10 protein-coding genes are annotated in these 16,933 nt (G+C 74.5%); 7 read left to right on the top strand and 3 right to left on the bottom strand.

Annotated features, from left to right (window positions below; translation table 11 throughout):
- Positions 1–52 precede the first annotated feature (52 nt).
- The 5 genes from ACZ4XX_RS18540 to moeZ all read left to right on the top strand — a co-directional run bounded on the left by ACZ4XX_RS18540 (position 53) and on the right by moeZ (position 6,407).
- The gene (locus ACZ4XX_RS18540) at positions 53–1,744 is read left to right on the top strand and encodes a glycosyltransferase (protein ID WP_468508927.1); all 1,692 of its coding nucleotides are present in this window, start codon (positions 53–55) and stop codon (positions 1,742–1,744) included.
- Positions 1,737–3,260, top strand: coding sequence for a hypothetical protein (locus tag ACZ4XX_RS18535; RefSeq protein ID WP_468508926.1), 1,524 nt, complete (start codon positions 1,737–1,739; stop codon positions 3,258–3,260). The genes ACZ4XX_RS18540 and ACZ4XX_RS18535 overlap by 8 nt, the downstream gene beginning before the upstream one ends.
- Before the next feature lie 202 nt (positions 3,261–3,462).
- Positions 3,463–4,434 carry an NAD-dependent epimerase/dehydratase family protein gene (locus ACZ4XX_RS18530; protein ID WP_030320749.1) on the top strand — a complete coding sequence of 324 codons (972 nt, stop codon included), beginning with the start codon at positions 3,463–3,465 and terminating at the stop codon, positions 4,432–4,434.
- Positions 4,422–5,165, top strand: a complete 744-nt coding sequence (locus ACZ4XX_RS18525; protein ID WP_468508925.1) for a spherulation-specific family 4 protein — start codon at positions 4,422–4,424, stop codon at positions 5,163–5,165. The genes ACZ4XX_RS18530 and ACZ4XX_RS18525 overlap by 13 nt, the downstream gene beginning before the upstream one ends.
- A gap of 63 nt (positions 5,166–5,228) precedes the next feature.
- Positions 5,229–6,407 (top strand): adenylyltransferase/sulfurtransferase MoeZ, encoded by a 1,179-nt coding sequence (moeZ, locus tag ACZ4XX_RS18520; protein ID WP_189835720.1) that lies wholly within the window; start codon positions 5,229–5,231, stop codon positions 6,405–6,407.
- Positions 6,408–6,474: 67 nt separating this feature from the next.
- Here the strand turns inward: moeZ and ACZ4XX_RS18515 are convergent, their stop codons facing one another.
- From ACZ4XX_RS18515 to ACZ4XX_RS18505, 3 genes are all read right to left on the bottom strand, one after another.
- Entirely contained in the window at positions 6,475–8,073 is a 1,599-nt protein-coding gene (locus tag ACZ4XX_RS18515; RefSeq protein ID WP_468508924.1) for an alpha/beta hydrolase, read from the bottom strand.
- A 79-nt stretch (positions 8,074–8,152) separates the two neighbouring features.
- Positions 8,153–9,724, bottom strand: a complete 1,572-nt coding sequence (locus ACZ4XX_RS18510) for an alpha/beta hydrolase (RefSeq protein WP_468508923.1) — start codon at positions 9,722–9,724, stop codon at positions 8,153–8,155.
- A gap of 140 nt (positions 9,725–9,864) precedes the next feature.
- The gene (locus ACZ4XX_RS18505) at positions 9,865–12,516 is read right to left on the bottom strand and encodes a flippase-like domain-containing protein (RefSeq protein WP_468508922.1); all 2,652 of its coding nucleotides are present in this window, start codon (positions 12,514–12,516) and stop codon (positions 9,865–9,867) included.
- A 192-nt stretch (positions 12,517–12,708) separates the two neighbouring features.
- Between ACZ4XX_RS18505 and ACZ4XX_RS18500 the strand changes: the two genes are divergently transcribed.
- Positions 12,709–13,074 carry an MGMT family protein gene (locus ACZ4XX_RS18500; protein ID WP_468508921.1) on the top strand — a complete coding sequence of 122 codons (366 nt, stop codon included), beginning with the start codon at positions 12,709–12,711 and terminating at the stop codon, positions 13,072–13,074.
- Positions 13,075–13,298: 224 nt separating this feature from the next.
- Complete coding sequence (locus ACZ4XX_RS18495) at positions 13,299–16,880, top strand: ATP-dependent helicase (protein ID WP_468508920.1); 3,582 nt, start codon at positions 13,299–13,301, stop codon at positions 16,878–16,880.
- The last annotated feature ends 53 nt before the right edge of the window (positions 16,881–16,933 follow it).

Here is a 16,933-nt window from a genome sequence, read left to right as displayed (position 1 = left end):
CGAGTCGCCGGACCAACGGTGGCCGTCGTCAAGGGAGATCGGGGGTGCACTCATGCGGATCGGACTGCTGACGGAGGGTGGCTACCCGTACGCCACCGGTGAGTCCGGACTCTGGTGCGAGCGGCTCGTACGGGGACTCGGGCAGCACCAGTTCGACCTGTACGCCCTCGGCGGGGCCGGCCCCCCGCGCCCGCTCCCCCCGAACGCCCGCGTCGCACGCACCGCAGACCCGGGCGGCTCCGACACCGGTCCGGCGACCCGGACCCCCCGGACCCTCCTCGAGCGGACCGCCTTCGGCGACCGCCGCGCCGCTCGCCGCGCCTACGGCCGGCGCGAGCGGCGCCGCTTCGTCGAGGCCTTCCACCGCCTCGCGGTCGGCGTGTGCGCGGAGCACCCCTCCGGGAGCGCGGAGGACGAGGCAGGGGCCGAACCCGGGAGCGCCTTCTCCGAAGGGCTCTACGCACTCGCCGAACTCGCCCGCGAGCGCGGCGGGCTCCCCGGTGCGCTCCGCTCCGACGACGCCGTCCGCACCCTCGAATCCGCCTGCCGTGCGCCCGGCGCACGCCGGGGCGCGGCTGCCGCGGGACTCCCCGACCACCTCGCCTTCGTCGAGCACCTCGAGCGCACCCTGCGCCCCCTCTCCCTCGACTGGTACGCGGAGGACGCGCTCGGCGCCGCCGACCTCTGCCACGCCGCGGCCGGCGGCACCACCGCCCTCCCCGGCCTGCTGGCCAAACGCTTCTTCGGGACCCCGCTGCTCGTCACCGAGTACGGCGTACAGCTCCGCTCCCACTACCTCTCGGCCGCCGGCGCCGACCGCTCCGCACCCCTGCGCACCCTGCTCGCCGCCCTCCACGGCCGGATCGCCGCCGAGGTCTACGGGCAGGCCGCCCTCCTCACCCCCGGCAACGCCCACGCCCGCCGCTGGCAGGAGAAGTGCGGCGCCGACCGCGCCCGGATCCGCACCGTCCACCCCGGCATGGCCGCCGATCGCTTCGCCGAGGTCGGCGAGGACGAGGAGAGCGGCGACCCCACCACCCTCGTCTGGGTCGGCCGGGTCGAACCCGCCAAGGACCTCATCGCCCTGCTGCACGCCTTCGCCGAGATCCGCGCCCGGCAGCCCGACGCCCGGCTGAGGATCGTCGCCGTACCCGTTCGGGACCCCGGCACCGGCGCGTACCTCACCCACATCAAGGGGCTCGCCGCCCAGCTCTTCCCCGACGAGGCCACCGGCGCGCACGCCGTCGGCGAGAACCCGGTCACCTTCGAGGAGCTCGGCGGCCCCGAGGCGCCCACCCTGGAGGACACCTACGCCTCCGGCGCGGTCGTCGTCCTCTCCAGCGTCGTCGAGGGCTTCCCGGCGAGCCTCGTCGAGGCGATGTTCTGTGCACGGGCCACCGTCTCGACCGACGTCGGCGCGGTCGTCGAGATCATCGGCGGCACCGGGCTCGTCGTCCCCCCGCGCAACCCCCGGGCGCTCGCCGACGCCTGCCTCGCGCTCCTCCGCGAGCCCGAGCGCCGCCACCGCCTGGGCGCCGCCGCCCGTGCCCGCGCGCTCGAACTCTTCACCGTCGAACAGAACCTCGCCGCGTTCCGCGGCATCTACCTGGAACTCCTCTCCCACGCGCCGGTGCGCCACCGCCCCGGGGACGGCGTGCCCTTCGCCCACCCCGCCGAGGCACACGTGCCGGGCAGTTGGGCGCACAAGGCCGTGGCCGCCGGGACAGGAGCCCCCGATGCCTGAAGGAGACACCCCCATGCGCGGCTCCGCCGCCCCGACGAGCCCCGGAGCCTGGGACGCCCGCTCCGAGGCCCTCCTCGGCGCCCCCGCGCTGACCCCCCGTACCGGCGGCCTCGACCCGCGCACACCCGAGGGCCCCGTCGACGCCCTGCCGTCCGGAATAGCCCCGGCCACACACCCCGACCCGGCGGGGGCCTCGGACCCGGCGGGCGCTTCGGACCCGGCGGGAGTCTCGGACCCGTCCGACGCGAACGACCCGTCAGATCCGTCCGGCCCGTCCGGCAGCACCGGCCCGTCCGAACCGTCAGGCCCGGTCGGCACGTCCCGCAGCACCGGCCCGGCCGGCTCGGGCGAGCCGTCCGGTGCCGCCGAGACGACCAGCCCCGCCGCCGCCCCCGCCCCGGCGGGCGACCTGCCCGGCCGGGTCCCGGTCACGCCCGCACCGGCGGGGGCCGCCACCCCCGCCGGAGTCCCCGCCGCCCGCCCCCGGCGCGGCACCGCAGACCCCGTCAGAGTCCTCATGCACCGGCACCGGGAACTCTGCGCCCGAGCCGTCGACCCGCTGGAGATCGCCGCCGGTCTCGAGGCCCAGGGGTTCACCGACCGGACCGCCGCCCGCTTCCGGCACCGGGACGTGTTCTCGCTGGCCGAGGAGCTCTACGCCCGCGTGCCCCGCGGCAGCGGGACCCCCGCGCCCCCGGCACCCCCGCGCGGTGACACCGAGGCCTGGGTGCTCGCCGTCCTCACCCCCGGCGCCGCCGCCGCGCTCACCGGCATCGGGCTCGCCGTCACCCACGGGCCCGTGCGTCTCGCCGTCGGCGCGACCGGTGCCCTGCTGCTCACCGCCGCCCTCCTCCTCGCCGTGCGGCGCGGCCCCTTCCGCGCCCCCGACGGCGGCACCGTACCCGCCGCCCGGCTCTGGACCGTCTGGCTCGTGGCGTACGCGGTCTGCGGCGACGGACTCCTCACCCAGGTCCTCAGCGGCGGCCCGGACGGCCCCTGGGACCTGACCCCCGGACCGGTCCTGGCGCTCGCCGTCGCCGTCGCCCCCGCCGCCTGGTGCGCCCGGCTCTTCGCCCACCGGGCACGCCGCCGGATCGCCGACAGCCGGGGCCTCGCCGACTTCGCAGCCGGCACCCGCCCACTGCTCCTCGGCACCGTGACCCTCCAGCTCCTCGCCCTCACCCTGCTGCTCGGGGTCACCGGGTTCAGCTCCGGGGCCCTGGCCCTCGGCGCGCTCCTGTTGCTCGCCCGGCTCCTCACCGTCCACGGCCACCCCGAGACGGCCGCGGCCGCCCTCGCCGCCGCCAGCGCCGCCGAGGCCCTCGCCCTCACGAGCGTCCTCGCCGCCCGCGTCCCCGTCCCCGGCTTCGACGCGCTCGCCGCCCCCGTGCGGGCCGTCGTCGGCACCTGGGGCCCCGGGGCCGTACCCACCCTCGTCTGCGGTGCCGCCGCGCTCGGCCTGCTGGCCCACGCGACCGGCTCCCTTGCCCGGGCCTCGGCCCACGCCACCCCGTGAGGACCCGCCGCACCCCCCGGCGGAGGCCGGGCGACCACAGCACCCCCCACCCCGCCGAGCCTCCCGGCAGGAAACCTTCTCGCACCCGCGGAGCCGACGCCGCGGGCGTGCCCCGTCACCTCTCTGATCACCTCGCAAGGAGACCGAAGACCATGACCCCGCAACCCCAAGGAACGGCCGGTCGGCACGAAGGGGCCGCACGATGAGGGTGCTACTGCTCGGAGCCAACGGCTTCATCGGCCGCTTCGTCGCCGACCGGCTCCTCGCCGACCCGGCGGTCCACCTCACCGCGCTCGGTCGGGGCGACGACGCCGACGTGCGCTTCGACCTCGCCTCCGGCAGCCCGGGCGCGCTGACCCGCTTCCTCGACGCCGTCCACCCCGGGGTCGTCGTCAACTGCGCGGGCGCCACCCGCGGCGGCGCCCGCGACCTGACCCGGCACAACACCGTCGCCGTCGCCACCGTCTGCGAGGCCCTGCGCCGCAGCGGCTGCGGCGCCCGGCTCGTCCAGGTCGGCTGCGCCTCGGAGTACGGGCCCAGCCAGCCCGGCTCCTCCACCGCCGAGGACGCCGTACCCCGCCCCGGCGGCCCGTACGGGGTGTCGAAGCTGGCGGCGACCGAACTCGTCCTGGGCTCGGGCCTCGACGCCGTGGTCCTCCGCGTCTTCTCGCCCGTCGGCCCCGGCACCCCCGCCGGCTCGCCGCTCGGACGGCTCGCCGAGGCGATGCGCCGGGCCATGCAGGCCGGCGACGGCGAGCTCAAGCTCAGCGGCCTCGGCGTGCAGCGTGACTTCGTCGACGTACGGGACGTGGCGCGGGCCGTGCACGCGGCCTCGCTCTCCGCCGCCCAGGGCGTCGTCAACATCGGCACCGGCCGCGCGGTCCGGCTCCGGGACGCCGCCGCCGTCCTCGCCAGGGTCGCCGGCTACTCCGGCAACCTGCACGAGCTGGACGCCCCGCACGGCATGCCGCAGCGCCCGATGATCGGTGCCCCCCGCACCGAGGGGACCATCGCCGACCAGCTGGCCGCCGCCCCCTACCCGTACCCCGACGGCTGCGGCCCCTGGCAGCAGGCCGACGTCCGGACCGCCCGCGACCGGCTCGGCTGGCGGCCCCGGATCAACCTGGAGGAGTCGCTCGCCGACATCTGGATGGAGGCGGCGTGTCGCATCTGACGGCGACCACGGGGGCGGTGAAGGAAGCCCTGGGGGTGGGCGTGCCCGGCTACGCCCACCCGCTGCTCGCCCCCGTCGAGTGGGGCGAGCTGACCCGCCCCGGGACCCCGCTGCACTGGGCGGTGCTCAATGTGGCGGAGGGCCCGGGCAGCCGTCCGGACCCGCACTGTCTGGAGGCGGCGGGGAGGCTCCGCAACGCCGGGGTCAGGGTCCTCGGGCACCTGGACGCCGCGTACGGCTCCCGGCCGTTCGGGGAACTGGTCTCGGACGCCCACCGCTTCGTCGACTGGTACAAGGTCGACGGCTACTACCTGGACCGCTGCCCCGCGGACCGGGCGGACCTGGCCGGGGTGCGGCGGGTCACCGCGACGCTGGAGGCGGTCCTCGGCGGCGAGGCCCACCTCGTCCTCGGGCACGGCACCCATCCCCACCCGGGATACGCCGAGACCGCCGACCAGCTGGTGACCTTCTCGGGCGCCTGGGCGGACTACCGCTGGTCGCAGGTGGCCGAGTGGACGGCCGAGTACACGGAGGCGAAGTTCGTCCATCTCGTGCACGGAGTTCCGCGCACCCACCTGGACGAGGCCCTGCGGATCGCCCGCTGGCAGGGGGCCGGGACGATCTTCTTCACCGACCGTGCGGGGGGTGCGGGACAAAGCGCGCCATTTCACTCGCTGCCCGGCTACTGGGACGAAATCGTCTCGCGGATCGGACCGGGTGTCTCGGAATGAGAAGAGGCGTGGCAGTGTTACGGGGAGAACAACCGTACTGACATACCGACAACCGGAGTCCCCGTGTCGCTGCCACCCCTGGTCGAGCCGGCTGCCGAGCTCACCGTAGACGAGGTCCGCAGGTACTCCCGCCACCTGATCATCCCGGACGTCGGGATGGACGGGCAGAAGCGGCTGAAGAACGCCAAGGTGCTGTGTGTCGGCGCCGGTGGCCTCGGCTCGCCGGCGCTGATGTACCTGGCCGCCGCCGGCGTGGGCACGCTCGGCATCGTGGAGTTCGACGAGGTCGACGAGTCGAACCTCCAGCGCCAGATCATCCACAGCCAGGCCGACATCGGCCGCTCCAAGGCCGCGTCGGCGCGCGACAGCGTGCTCGGCATCAACCCGTACGTGAACGTGATCCTCCACGAAGAGCGGCTCGAGGCCGAGAACGTGATGGACATCTTCAGCCAGTACGACCTGATCGTCGACGGCACGGACAACTTCGCCACGCGCTACCTCGTCAACGACGCGGCGGTGCTGCTGAACAAGCCGTACGTCTGGGGTTCGATCTACCGCTTCGACGGCCAGGCGTCCGTCTTCTGGTCCGAGCACGGCCCCTGCTACCGCTGCCTCTACCCGGAGCCCCCGCCGCCGGGCATGGTCCCGTCCTGCGCCGAGGGCGGCGTCCTGGGCGTGCTGTGCGCGTCCATCGGCTCCATCCAGGTCACCGAGGCCATCAAGCTCCTGGCCGGCGTGGGCGACCCGCTGGTCGGCCGACTGATGATCTACGACGCCCTGGAGATGCAGTACCGCCAGGTGAAGGTACGCAAGGACCCCAACTGCGCGGTCTGCGGCGAGAACCCCACCGTCACCGAGCTCATCGACTACGAGGCCTTCTGCGGCGTCGTGTCCGAGGAGGCCCAGGAGGCGGCGCTCGGCTCCACGATCACTCCGAAGCAGCTCAAGGAGTGGATCGACGAGGGCGAGAACATCGACATCATCGACGTCCGCGAGCCGAACGAGTACGAGATCGTCTCGATCCCGGGCGCGCGTCTGATCCCGAAGAACGAGTTCCTGATGGGCACCGCCCTCCAGGACCTCCCGCAGGACAAGCGGATCGTCCTGCACTGCAAGACGGGTGTCCGCAGTGCGGAGGTCCTCGCGGTGCTCAAGTCCGCGGGCTTCGCCGACGCGGTGCACGTCGGCGGCGGCGTGATCGGCTGGGTCCACCAGATCGAGCCCGAGAAGCCGGTCTACTAGGCGGTCGAACGAAGGGGCCCGGATCTCGACACGAGATCCGGGCCCCTTCGCATGCCCCCGTCACGGGTCACGCCCCGCTGCGAGCCGTCCCGCTGGAGCAGGTCTTGCCGTACGCGGGGACCTTGCCGTCCAGGAGGTACGCGTCGATCGTCGCCGTCGCGCACGACGACGCGCCGTACGCGCCGTGCCCCTCGCCCTCGTTGGTGACGAGGACGCCGACGCCCGTGCCGAGTTCCTTCGCCATCTTCTCCGCGCCCTCGTACGGGGTCGCCGGGTCGCCCGTCGTACCGACGACGAGGACCGGAGCGGCGCCCGGAGCGCTCGCCTCCGGAGTCGCCCGTTCGCCCTTCACCGGCCACTCCGCGCACCAGCCGGCCGTGTCCCAGGCGAGGAACGCGCCGAACACGGGGGAGAGCCGCCGGAATTCGGGGATCAGCGCCTTCGCCTCCGCCGCGGTCGGCCTGGCGCTGGAGTCGGCACAGGAGATCGCCCGCTGCGAGTGCGCCTGGGTGGCGTAGTGGCCGTTCGCGTCACGGTCGTTGTAGAAGTCGGCGAGTTCGAGCAGGGCGCCGCCCCGCCCCTTCTCGGCGTCCGCGAGGGCCGCCGTCAGAAGGGGCCAGTTGGACTGCCCGTACAGCGTCACCGCGATGCCCGTGAGCGCCAGGCCCTCGGTGAGCTTCCGCCCGCCGACGGTCAGCGGTGCGCGGTCGAGCTTCCGCAGCAGACGCGCGATCCGCTCGGTCCCGGCCTCGGCGTCCTGGCCGGTGCTCTTCAGGTAGTTGCCCAGGGCCCGCTGGAAGCCGATCGTCTGGTGGCGGGCGTGCCCCACGGTGTCGGCGGTCGGGTCGACGACCGCGTCGAGGACGAGGCGCCCCACGCTCTTCGGGAAGAGGTGCGCGTACGTGCCGCCGAGCTGAGTCCCGTACGAGATGCCGAAGTAGTGGAGCCTGTCGTCGCCGAGGACGCGCCGGATCAGGTCCAGGTCGCGGGCGGTGGCGGTGGTCGTGGTGTGCGGGAGGACCGTGGCGGAGCGGCGGGCGCAGCCGGCGGCGAAGGCGGCGTTGTCCCTGAGGTACGCGGCCTCCTCGTCGGCCGAGTCCGGGGTGAGGTCGACGGTGGCCTCGGCGGCGGCCTGTTCGGCGTCGGTCCGGCAGACGACGCCGGAGCTGCGGCCGACGCCGCGCGGGTCGAAGCCCACCAGGTCGTAGCGCTCGGCGAGCTTTCCGTAGTCCTCCTCGACCTGCGGCAGGATGTCGACGCCGGAGGCGCCGGGGCCGCCGAAGTTGAAGAGCAGGGAGCCGATGCGGTCGGACTTGCGGCCCGCCTCCTTGCGGATCAGGGCGATCGGGATCGTCGCGCCCTCGGGCCTCGCGTGGTCGAGCGGCACCTTCACGGTGGCGCAGCGCCAGTTCTCACCGGGCTTCGCCCTGGTGGGCCCGGGAGCCGGGCAGGCCTTCCAGTCGGGGCGCTGGCCGGTGAGGGAGGCGGGGAGCGGGGGAACGGCGGCGGTGGCGGAGGGAGGGTCGGAGGTGGCCGACGGCTTGGCGTCGGCCGTGGTCGTCGGCCGGCCCGGGGAGGTGGTCGGCGCACCGCCGCCGGCGCTCGTGCAGCCCGCGACCAGCAGGCCGGTGACGGCCAGGACCGCCACCCGCATACGTATGGACATGTGTTCCCCCCAGGAGCCCGACAGGGCGGCCCATCCTAGGCCTGTCGTGTGACTTCAGGCCTGGGGGAGCCGCCGGGGGCTACTTGCAGACGGTGCCGGAGACCGGGACCTTGCCGTCCAGGAGGTAGGCGTCGACCGCCTTCTTCACGCACGCGCTGCCGCTGTTGTAGGCGCCGTGACCCTCGCCCTCGTACGTCAGCTCCACGCCGACCCCGTCGCCGAGCGCCTTCACCATCGAGCGGGCGCCCTCGTAGGGCGTGGCCGGGTCGCCGGTGTTGCCGACGACCAGGATCGGCGCCGCGCCCGGCGCGGAGACGTCCGGGTGCTCCCAGGTCCCGGGCACCGGCCACTGCGAGCAGCTGGAGAGCGCCCAGCCCATGAAGTCCCCGAAGACGGGGGAGGCCTCGCGGAACTGGGGGAGCCGCTCCTTGGCCTGGCCGAGGGTGTAGCGCTCCTTGAAGTCGACGCAGTTGATGGCGGCGTTGGCGGCCTGGATGTTGCTGTAGGAGCCGTTCTGGCCGCGCCCGTTCATCGAGTCCGAGAGGGTCAGGAGGAGCGCCCCGTCGCCGCCCTCGGCGTCGGAGAGCCCCTGCTCCAGATAGGTCCAGAACTCCTTGGAGTAGAGGGCCTGCGCGATGCCGTTGGTGGCCTGTGTCTGGGTGAGCTTGCGGTCGCCGATGCCCGGGATCGGCTCCTTGTCGAGGGAGGCGAGGAGATCGACCACGAAGGTCTCGATCTCGGCGACGGTCGAGCCGGGAAGGGTGCACGCGTCGCCGCGGTCCACACAGTCCTGGGCGAAGTTGTCCAGGGCGAGCTGGAAGCCCTTCGCCTGGCCGAGCGCTCCGTCCTCGACGCCGGCTTCCGGGTCGACGACGGCGTCGAAGACGGCCCGGCCGACGTTCTTCGGGAAGAGATGGGCGTAGACACCGCCGAGTTCGGTGCCGTACGAGATGCCGAAGTAGTGGAGCTTGTCGTCGCCGAGGACCTGGCGCATCAGGTCCATGTCCCGGGCGGCGTTCTCGGTGCCGACGTGCGGCAGGGCCGGTCCCGCGTCCTTGTCGCAGCCGGCCGCGTACCTCTTCTGCGCGTCCGAGAGCGTCCGCTCCTCGGCCTCGTCGTCGGGCGTGAAGTCGAGGGCGTAGTAGTCGTCGAGCTCCTTGTCGGTGAGACATTCCACCGGGTCGCTGCGGCCCACCCCGCGCGGGTCGAAGGAGACCAGGTCGTAGCGGCCGCGCAGGTCCTCGTACTCGTTGGCGAATCCGGGCAGCGCCGTGACTCCGGAGCCGCCGGGCCCGCCGAAGTTGAAGACGAGCGAACCGATCCGCCGGTCCTGGTCGCGGGCGCGGGCCCGGATCAGCGCGAGTTCGATGGTCTCGCCCTCCGGCACCGACCAGTCGAGCGGCGTCTGGAGGAAGGAGCACTCCCAGGCGGCGCCCCCGGGCAGCGGCGAGGGCGCGGGCCCGCCGCCCTCGGCGGCGGACGGCGCCGGGCACGGGGCCCAGGACAGCTTCTGCGCCGCCAGCGCGGAGATCCCGGCCGTGCCGCTCGGCTTCGTCCCGTCCGCCTCGTCGCCCCCGTCCGAGCACCCGGCGGCGAGCAGCACGGTGGTGGCGGTGAGCAGAGCGGCGCGCTGCGCGGCGGAGATCGGCATAGGCCCATGGTGGGCCGCCGCCCCCGGCGCCGCGCGGGACGGGGGTCCATGCGGGTGGCGCGCGGACCGGCTCCGCCGCCGGGCCGCGTCCGGAGGATCCCGCCTGCCCGTGGGCGTACGGCGCCACCTTCCGGACAGGCCTAGAGCGCCTCGCGTTTCGTCAGCCAGTTGAAGCAGAGCCAGCCCGGGAGGACCGGGATCCACAGGGTCAGCAGGCGGTAGAGCAGCACGGCCGGGGTCGCGACCTCGATGGGGAGGCCGACGGCCACCAGACCGAAGGTGAGCGCGGTCTCGACCGCTCCCACGCCGCCCGGGGTCGGCGCGGCCGAGCCGAGCGCGTTGCCCGCGAGGAAGACGACCGCCACGCTCGCGTAGCTGATCGACACGCTGGTGTGGTTGAAGGCCCGGATCGAGGCGTCGAGGCAGAGCACGAAGGTGAGGGTGAGCAGCAGCATGCCGCCGATGCCGGTGATCAGCTTCATCGGCCGCTGGAGCACGTCCAGCATGCGCGGCACCACACCGGCGAAGAGCGAGCGCAGCCGCGTCGACACGAACTTCCGCATGAACGGGATCGCCGTCACGACGAGCACGAGCACCGCGACCGTGAGGAGACCGGCGATGACCGTCCTCGACGGCGTGAAGGACTGCGACCGCTCGGTCCCCGTCAGATAGCCGAAGGAGAGCAGGAGCAGGATGTGCGCCCCGAGCCCGAAGAGCTGGGAGGCGCCGACGCTCGCCACGGCGAGTCCGGGCCGTACCCCGGAGCGCTGGAGGAAGCGGGTGTTGAGGGCGACGCCGCCGACCGCCGCCGGGGCGACGATCTTCACGAACGAGCCGGCGACCTGCGCCACCACCGTGCGCCAGAACCCGACCCGCTCCGGTACGAAGCCGAGCAGGCTCATCGCCGCCGCCACGTAGCTGACCGCGGAGAACAGCACCGCGGCCGCCACCCACCGCCAGTCCGCCTCGCTGATCGTCGACAGTGGGGTCCGGGAGATCTGCGACAGCAGGAAGTACGCGGCGACCGCGCCCGCGATCATGCTGACCAGGGTCCGCGGCTTGATCCGCTCCAGCCGGACCGGCTCCGCCGGCGCCTGCGGGCGGATGAGCAGCACCTGCCGCCGGATCTGGGCGAGCAGGTCCTCCTCGCGGGCCTCGTCGAGCGCCGTGTCCAGAGCCCTCTTCTCGGCCTTCTTGTCCGCCTTCTTCTCGGCCTTGGTCTCCGCCCGCGCGGCCGTCGGGTCCGCGGCGGCCTCCGCGGCCTGGGCCTTGGCCAGCTCCCGCTCGTGCTTGGCCGCCTCCGAGGCGGCGAGCACGGCCTCCCGCTCGCGTGCCGACCGCTCCCGGGCGAGTCTTCGCAGCGTCGCGCGCGTGGAGCGGCTCAGCGCGATCGGCTGGAGCAGCGGCAGACAGTCGGCGACGGCGTCCGGGCCGAGCACCTCGACGGCCGCGGCGACCGTGCGCTCGGCACCGACCCGCAGACCGAGGGTGGTGAGCAGCTGGGCGATGTCCATGCGCAGGATCAGGTCGCCGGCGGCGATCTCGCCGCCGCGCAGATCGGTGAGGATCACTCTGCCGGAACGATCCACCAGAATCGCGTCGCCGGTGAGCCGGCGGTGCGCGATCCGGCGCGACTGGAGCGCCCGTACCTGCCGCCAGGCGCTGCGGACCAGCTCGTCGGTGATGTCGTCGTCGTCGAGCGAGTCGAGGCTGCGGCCGCCGATGTGCTCGTAGACGAGCATGACGGCGTCGGGGCCGAGCTCGGAGGTGGCGATCAGCTTCGGTGCGTTCGCCCCGGCGGCGATCGCCGCGTAGGCGAGGAGCGCCTCCTGCTCCAGGGCCTGCCGCAGCGAGACGATCGACCTGCGGGTGGTGATCGTCCGCAGGGTGATCCGCCGCCACGCGCGGTAGAAGAAGCCGTGCGCCTGCTGTTCGCGGTCGACGACGGTGACGTCGAGCGGCGGCCCGTTCTCCAGGGTCACGATGTACCGGCGTCCCCGGTCGCCGCTGTCCGACGAGTCGGGCACGCCCTCGGCGCGCAGCGCCGTGACCGGCCTGAAGCCGACCCGGCGCAGTCCGGCGAGGAGGGTCTGTCCGGTGGGACGGACGTTGGGGGAGCCGACCGCGTAGAGCGTGCCGTACGCCACCGTCCAGCCGATCAGGACGGTCAGGATGATCGAGAGCGCGGTGGTGTAGCCGGCCACCAGCATGGTGAACGCGTCGAGCAGCAGCACCACCCAGAGCGACACCCGCCAGCGCGGCCTGCGGGCCATGCCGACGGCGGTCATGTACGCGATCACCGGGGCGAGGTAGTTGTGCACGGGGTCGGTGAGCCCGCCGCCGGACGCCGGCTGGGTCAGCGCGTCCTGGATGGTGCCCGGCGCGGCCTGGGCGACCCAGAGGTCGGTGGCGAGGGTGAGGCCGTGCGCGAGCACGGCGGCGAGGACGCCGTCCGCGATGCGCAGCCCGTCACGTTTGATCAGGCGTTCGATGGCGAAGGCTACGGGGACGAGCAGGACGGCGATGGAGGAGACGAGACCGGCGATCTTGACGAAGACGTCGGGTGCGCCGACGGCGCCCTTGTTGATGTCCTCTTCGAGGCCCGAGGTCGTCGCGTGGGCGAACGCGGCGATGGCGATGACGAGCCCGATGGCGAGCAGACCGGCGAGCAGCCGCATGAGGTCCGAGGGCCGGTGGACCCGCGCGGCGAGCAGCGGCTCGTCACCGGAGACCCGCTCGGGCACGTCGGCCTGGCCCTCCTCGGGGGGCTGGGTGTCCGGGGCCATCACCATGTCCGTCTCTGCATGCGCGTCGTGTCGTTCTCGTTCTCGCTGTTGTTCCGGCTGTGGTGCTCGCTGTTGTTCTTGCTCTTGTTCTTGTACTTGTCGCTCTTGATCTCGTATCACCAGTCACCGCCCGCACGATGGTGGCACGAAGAGCCGCCGCGCGGAGGCATCAGGGCCATGTCGGTGGGGTGAGGCAGGATGGGACGGATGAGCATGGAGGTACCCGTGGGGGAGCCCGGAGAACTGCCCGAGTACGCGGAACGGGTGCTCGACGTCGCCGACGGGATCCCGCCCGGCCGGGTGATGACCTACGGCGACGTCGCCGAATGGCTGGCCGAGGGCGGGCCCCGCCAGGTCGGCCGGGTCATGGCCCTGTACGGCGGGACGGCCCCCTGGTGGCGGGTGGTCCGCTCGGACGGCACGCTGCTCCCCGGGCACGAGCTGAGGGCCCTCGACCACTACCGGGAGGAGGGCACGCCGCTGCGCGAGCGGGGCCCGGCGGCCGGGGGACACCTGCCGAAGATCGACATGCGTCGGGCGCGCTGGGACGGAACTCACACCTGAGCCCGTCGACCGGGGACGACCGTGCGGGGCCGGGCGTGAGCGGCGCCGGAGGGTGCGTACGCGGTACGGAACGGGGCGCGGAGTACGGCTCGGCGGCGGGCCGTTTCGCGTAACGTCGACGTTCGCGTCCCCCGAGGCGACGGCGGGCCGACGAGCCCGCCGGCCGGCCGCGGCGGACGGCCGCCTCACCCGCACCACCACTCCCACCAGGACCGGCGACCCACGTGAGTACCTCCTCGACCACCCGGCGTACGCCGCCGTACCAGGGACAGCCGTACCCGGGTTCGGGACGGCCGCGGAACCCGGGCGCGTACCGACTGGTGCGTACCACGCCGGCCCCGATGGATTCCCCTCAGCTGGACGCAACCCAGCGCGAAGTGGTTGACCACGACGGCGGACCTCTTCTCGTCCTCGCCGGACCCGGCACGGGCAAGACGACGACCCTGGTCGAGGCCGTCGCCGCCCGGATGGAGAAGGGCGCCGACCCCGAACGGCTCCTCGTCCTCACCTTCAGCCGCAAGGCCGCCGTCGAACTCCGCGACCGCATGGCCGCCCGGCTCGGCGGCCGCCGCCCGCCGCAGGCCACCACCTTCCACTCGTACTGCTACGCCCTGATCCGGGCCCACCAGGACGCCGAACTCTTCGCCGAACCCCTGCGACTGCTCTCCGGACCCGAGCAGGACCTCGCCGTACGGGAACTCCTCGCCGGCCACATCGACCTGGAGAAGGCCGGGCTCGGAAGCATCCGCTGGCCCGACGAACTCCGTGCCTGCCTCACCACCCGCGGCTTCGCCGACGAGGTACGGGCCGTCCTCGCGCGCTCCCGCGAACTCGGCCTCGGACCGGACGCCCTCGCCCACTTCGCCGAGCAGGTCGGCCGGCCCGACTGGAAGGCCGCGGCCGGCTTCCTCGCCGAGTACCTCGACGTCCTCGACCTCCAGGGCGTCCTCGACTACACGGAGCTCGTCCACCGGGCCGTGCTCCTCGCCGAGGACATCAGCCTGCCCGCGTACGACGCGATCTACGTCGACGAGTACCAGGACACCGACCCGGCACAGGTCCGGCTGCTGCACGCCCTCGCGGGCGATGCGACGAGGGCCTCCCGAAGGGCGTCCGAGCGGGGCGGCGGGCGCGCGACGGGCGGGAGCACGGTCGTCGCCTTCGGCGACCCCGACCAGTCCATCTACGCCTTCCGGGGCGCCGACGTGAACGGCATCCTCGACTTCCCCGCGGCCTTCGGCGGCGCCGACGTCCGGGTCCTGCGCACCGCGCGCCGCTCGGGCGCCGAACTGCTCGGCGCGACCCGGCAGCTCGCCCTGCGGATGCCGATGCCCCGGCTCCCCGCCGACAAGGTCCGCGCCCACCGGGACCTCACGGCCGCCCGGGACGGCGGCCGGGCGGAGGCGTACACGTACCCGACGGCCTCGGCGGAGGCCGAGAACATCGCCGACCTGCTGCGCCGCGCCCACCTGGAGGACGGCGTCCCCTGGCAGCACATGGCCGTCCTCACCCGGGCCTCCGCCAACCTCCCGTCCCTCCGCCGCGCCCTCACCTCGGCGGGCGTCCCCGTGGAGACGGACGCGGCGGACACCCCGCTCCGCCACGAACCGGCGGTCGCCCCGCTGCTGCTGGCCCTGCGGGCGGTGGCCTCGGCCGTGGGCAGGAGTCCCGCGGGAGCGGCGGGGGCGGCCACGGACGACGCCGGGGCGGAGGCGGCCACGGACGACGCCGGGGCGGAGGCGGCCACGGACGACGCCGGGGCGGAGGCGGCCACGGACGACGTCCGGGCAGGGGCGGCCACGACCGACGACGGCGCCGCACCCGGCCCCGAGCCCGTGGAGCCCGAGCCCGTGCACCCGGAGCCCGTGCACCCCGAGCCCGTGCACCCCGAGCCCGTGGACCGCGAGCCCGTGGACCGCGATGCCACGGCGGCGTGGCTTCCCACCGAGACCGCCCTGGAGCTGCTCGCGTCGCCGCTCGCGGGAGTGGATCCGGCCGACCTCCGCCGCCTCGGCCGGGCACTGCGGGACGAGGAGCGGGCCGCGGGGACGAAGGTCCCCGCCCCCTCCGACGTCCTGCTCGCCCGTGCCCTCGCCGAGCCCGAGCGCCTCGCCGCCCACGACCCCGCCTACGCCCGCGGCGCCAAGCGGCTCGGCGACCTGCTCCGCGACACCCGCACCCTCCTCGCCGACGGCGGCACCGCCGAGGAGGCCCTCTGGGTGATCTGGAACGGCACCCCCTGGCCCGGCCGGCTCGAGCGGGCCGCGCTCCGCGGCGGACCCGCGGGCCGCAACGCCGACCGGGACCTCGACGCCGTCTGCGCCCTCTTCGAGACCGCCGCCCGCGCAGAGGAGCGCGTCGGCGGCCGCGGTGTCCTCAACTTCCTCGAAGAGCTCGACGCGCAGGACATCGCCGCCGACACCCTCACCCGGCGCCACACCCGCCCCGACTCGGTCCGCCTCATGACCGCCCACCGGTCCAAGGGCCTGGAGTGGAGCCTCGTCGTCGTCGCCGGTGTCCAGGAGGGACTCTGGCCCGACCTGCGCCGCCGCGGCTCCCTCCTGGAGGCCGACCGCATCGGCCGGGACGGCCTCGCCGAGCCGCTCACCCCCGGCGCCCTCCTCGCCGAGGAGCGCCGCCTCTTCTACGTGGCCGCCACGCGCGCGCGTGACCGGCTCGTCGTCACCGCCGTGAAGGCCGCCGCCGAGGACGGCGACCAGCCCTCCCGTTTCCTCACCGAGCTCGGCGCCGAACCGAAGGACGTGCCGGGCCGCCCCCGCCGCCCCCTCGCCGTCTCCGCGCTCGTCGCCGAGCTGCGCGCCACCACCGTCGACCCGGACGCCTCGCCCGCGCTCCGTGACGCCGCCGCCCACCGGCTCGCCGAGCTCGCCGCGCTCACCGACGAGGACGGTCAGTCCCTGGTCCCGGCCGCGCACCCGGACCGCTGGTGGGGCCTGTTCGAGCCGACCCGCAGTCCGGAGCCGCTGCGCGAGCGCGACCGGCCCGTCGCCCTCTCGCCGAGCTCACTCGACAACCTGGTGAGCACCTGTTCCCTCCAGTGGTTCCTGGGCCGCGAGGTCAAGGCCGCGGCCCCCGCCACCGCCGCCCAGGGCTTCGGCAACGTCGTCCACGTCCTCGCCGACGAGGTCGCCTCCGGCCGTACCCCCGCCGACCTCGACGTCCTCATGGCCCGCCTGGACTCGGTGTGGGACGCCCTCGCGTTCGACGCGCCCTGGAAGTCGGCCCAGGAGAAGCAGAACGCGCGCGTGGCGCTCGAACGCTTCCTGAGCTGGCACGTCATGGACCGCGGCGGCCGCACCCCGGCCGCCTCCGAGCACGGCTTCGACGTGACCCTGGAGGCCGGGGCGTACGAGGTCCGCATCCGCGGCTCCATGGACCGCGTCGAGACCGACGAGCACGGCCGCGCGTACGTCGTCGACTTCAAGACCGGCAAGGCGGCCCCCACCAAGGACGAGGTCGCCCAGCACCCGCAGCTCGCCGTCTACCAGCTCGCGGTCCGGGAGGGCGCCCTCGACGAGGTCCTCGACGGGCGGCGGCCGGAGCCCGGCGGCGCCGAACTCGTCCAGCTCCGGCAGGCCGCCCCGCAGAAGGAGGGCGGCGACGCCCTCCCCAAGGTCCAGGCGCAGGAACCGCTCGCCGGGGAATGGGTCGGCGAACTGCTCGCCAACGCCGCGGGCCGGGTCCTCGACGAGCGCTTCACCCCCACCACCGGCCAGCACTGCACGAACTGCTCGTTCCGCGCCTCGTGCAGCGCCCAGCCGGAGGGCCGCCAGGTCGTCGACTGACGGCACGGCCCGGGCCGCCCCGAGCCTTGGGCACGCGCGCGGGGAGGCGCCGG

The sequence above is a fragment of the Streptomyces sp. NPDC029956 genome, assembly GCF_055574655.1.
This window is presented reverse-complemented; position numbering and strand designations above follow the sequence as displayed.

Coding starts and splice junctions, on each gene's coding strand:
- ACZ4XX_RS18540 (WP_468508927.1), top strand. CDS start 53: ATGCGGATCGGACTGCTGACGGAGGGTGGCTACCCGTACGCCACCGGT.
- ACZ4XX_RS18535 (WP_468508926.1), top strand. CDS start 1,737: ATGCCTGAAGGAGACACCCCCATGCGCGGCTCCGCCGCCCCGACGAGC.
- ACZ4XX_RS18530 (WP_030320749.1), top strand. CDS start 3,463: ATGAGGGTGCTACTGCTCGGAGCCAACGGCTTCATCGGCCGCTTCGTC.
- ACZ4XX_RS18515 (WP_468508924.1), bottom strand. CDS start 8,073: ATGTCCATACGTATGCGGGTGGCGGTCCTGGCCGTCACCGGCCTGCTG.
- ACZ4XX_RS18510 (WP_468508923.1), bottom strand. CDS start 9,724: ATGCCGATCTCCGCCGCGCAGCGCGCCGCTCTGCTCACCGCCACCACC.
- ACZ4XX_RS18505 (WP_468508922.1), bottom strand. CDS start 12,516: ATGGTGATGGCCCCGGACACCCAGCCCCCCGAGGAGGGCCAGGCCGAC.
- ACZ4XX_RS18500 (WP_468508921.1), top strand. CDS start 12,709: ATGGGACGGATGAGCATGGAGGTACCCGTGGGGGAGCCCGGAGAACTG.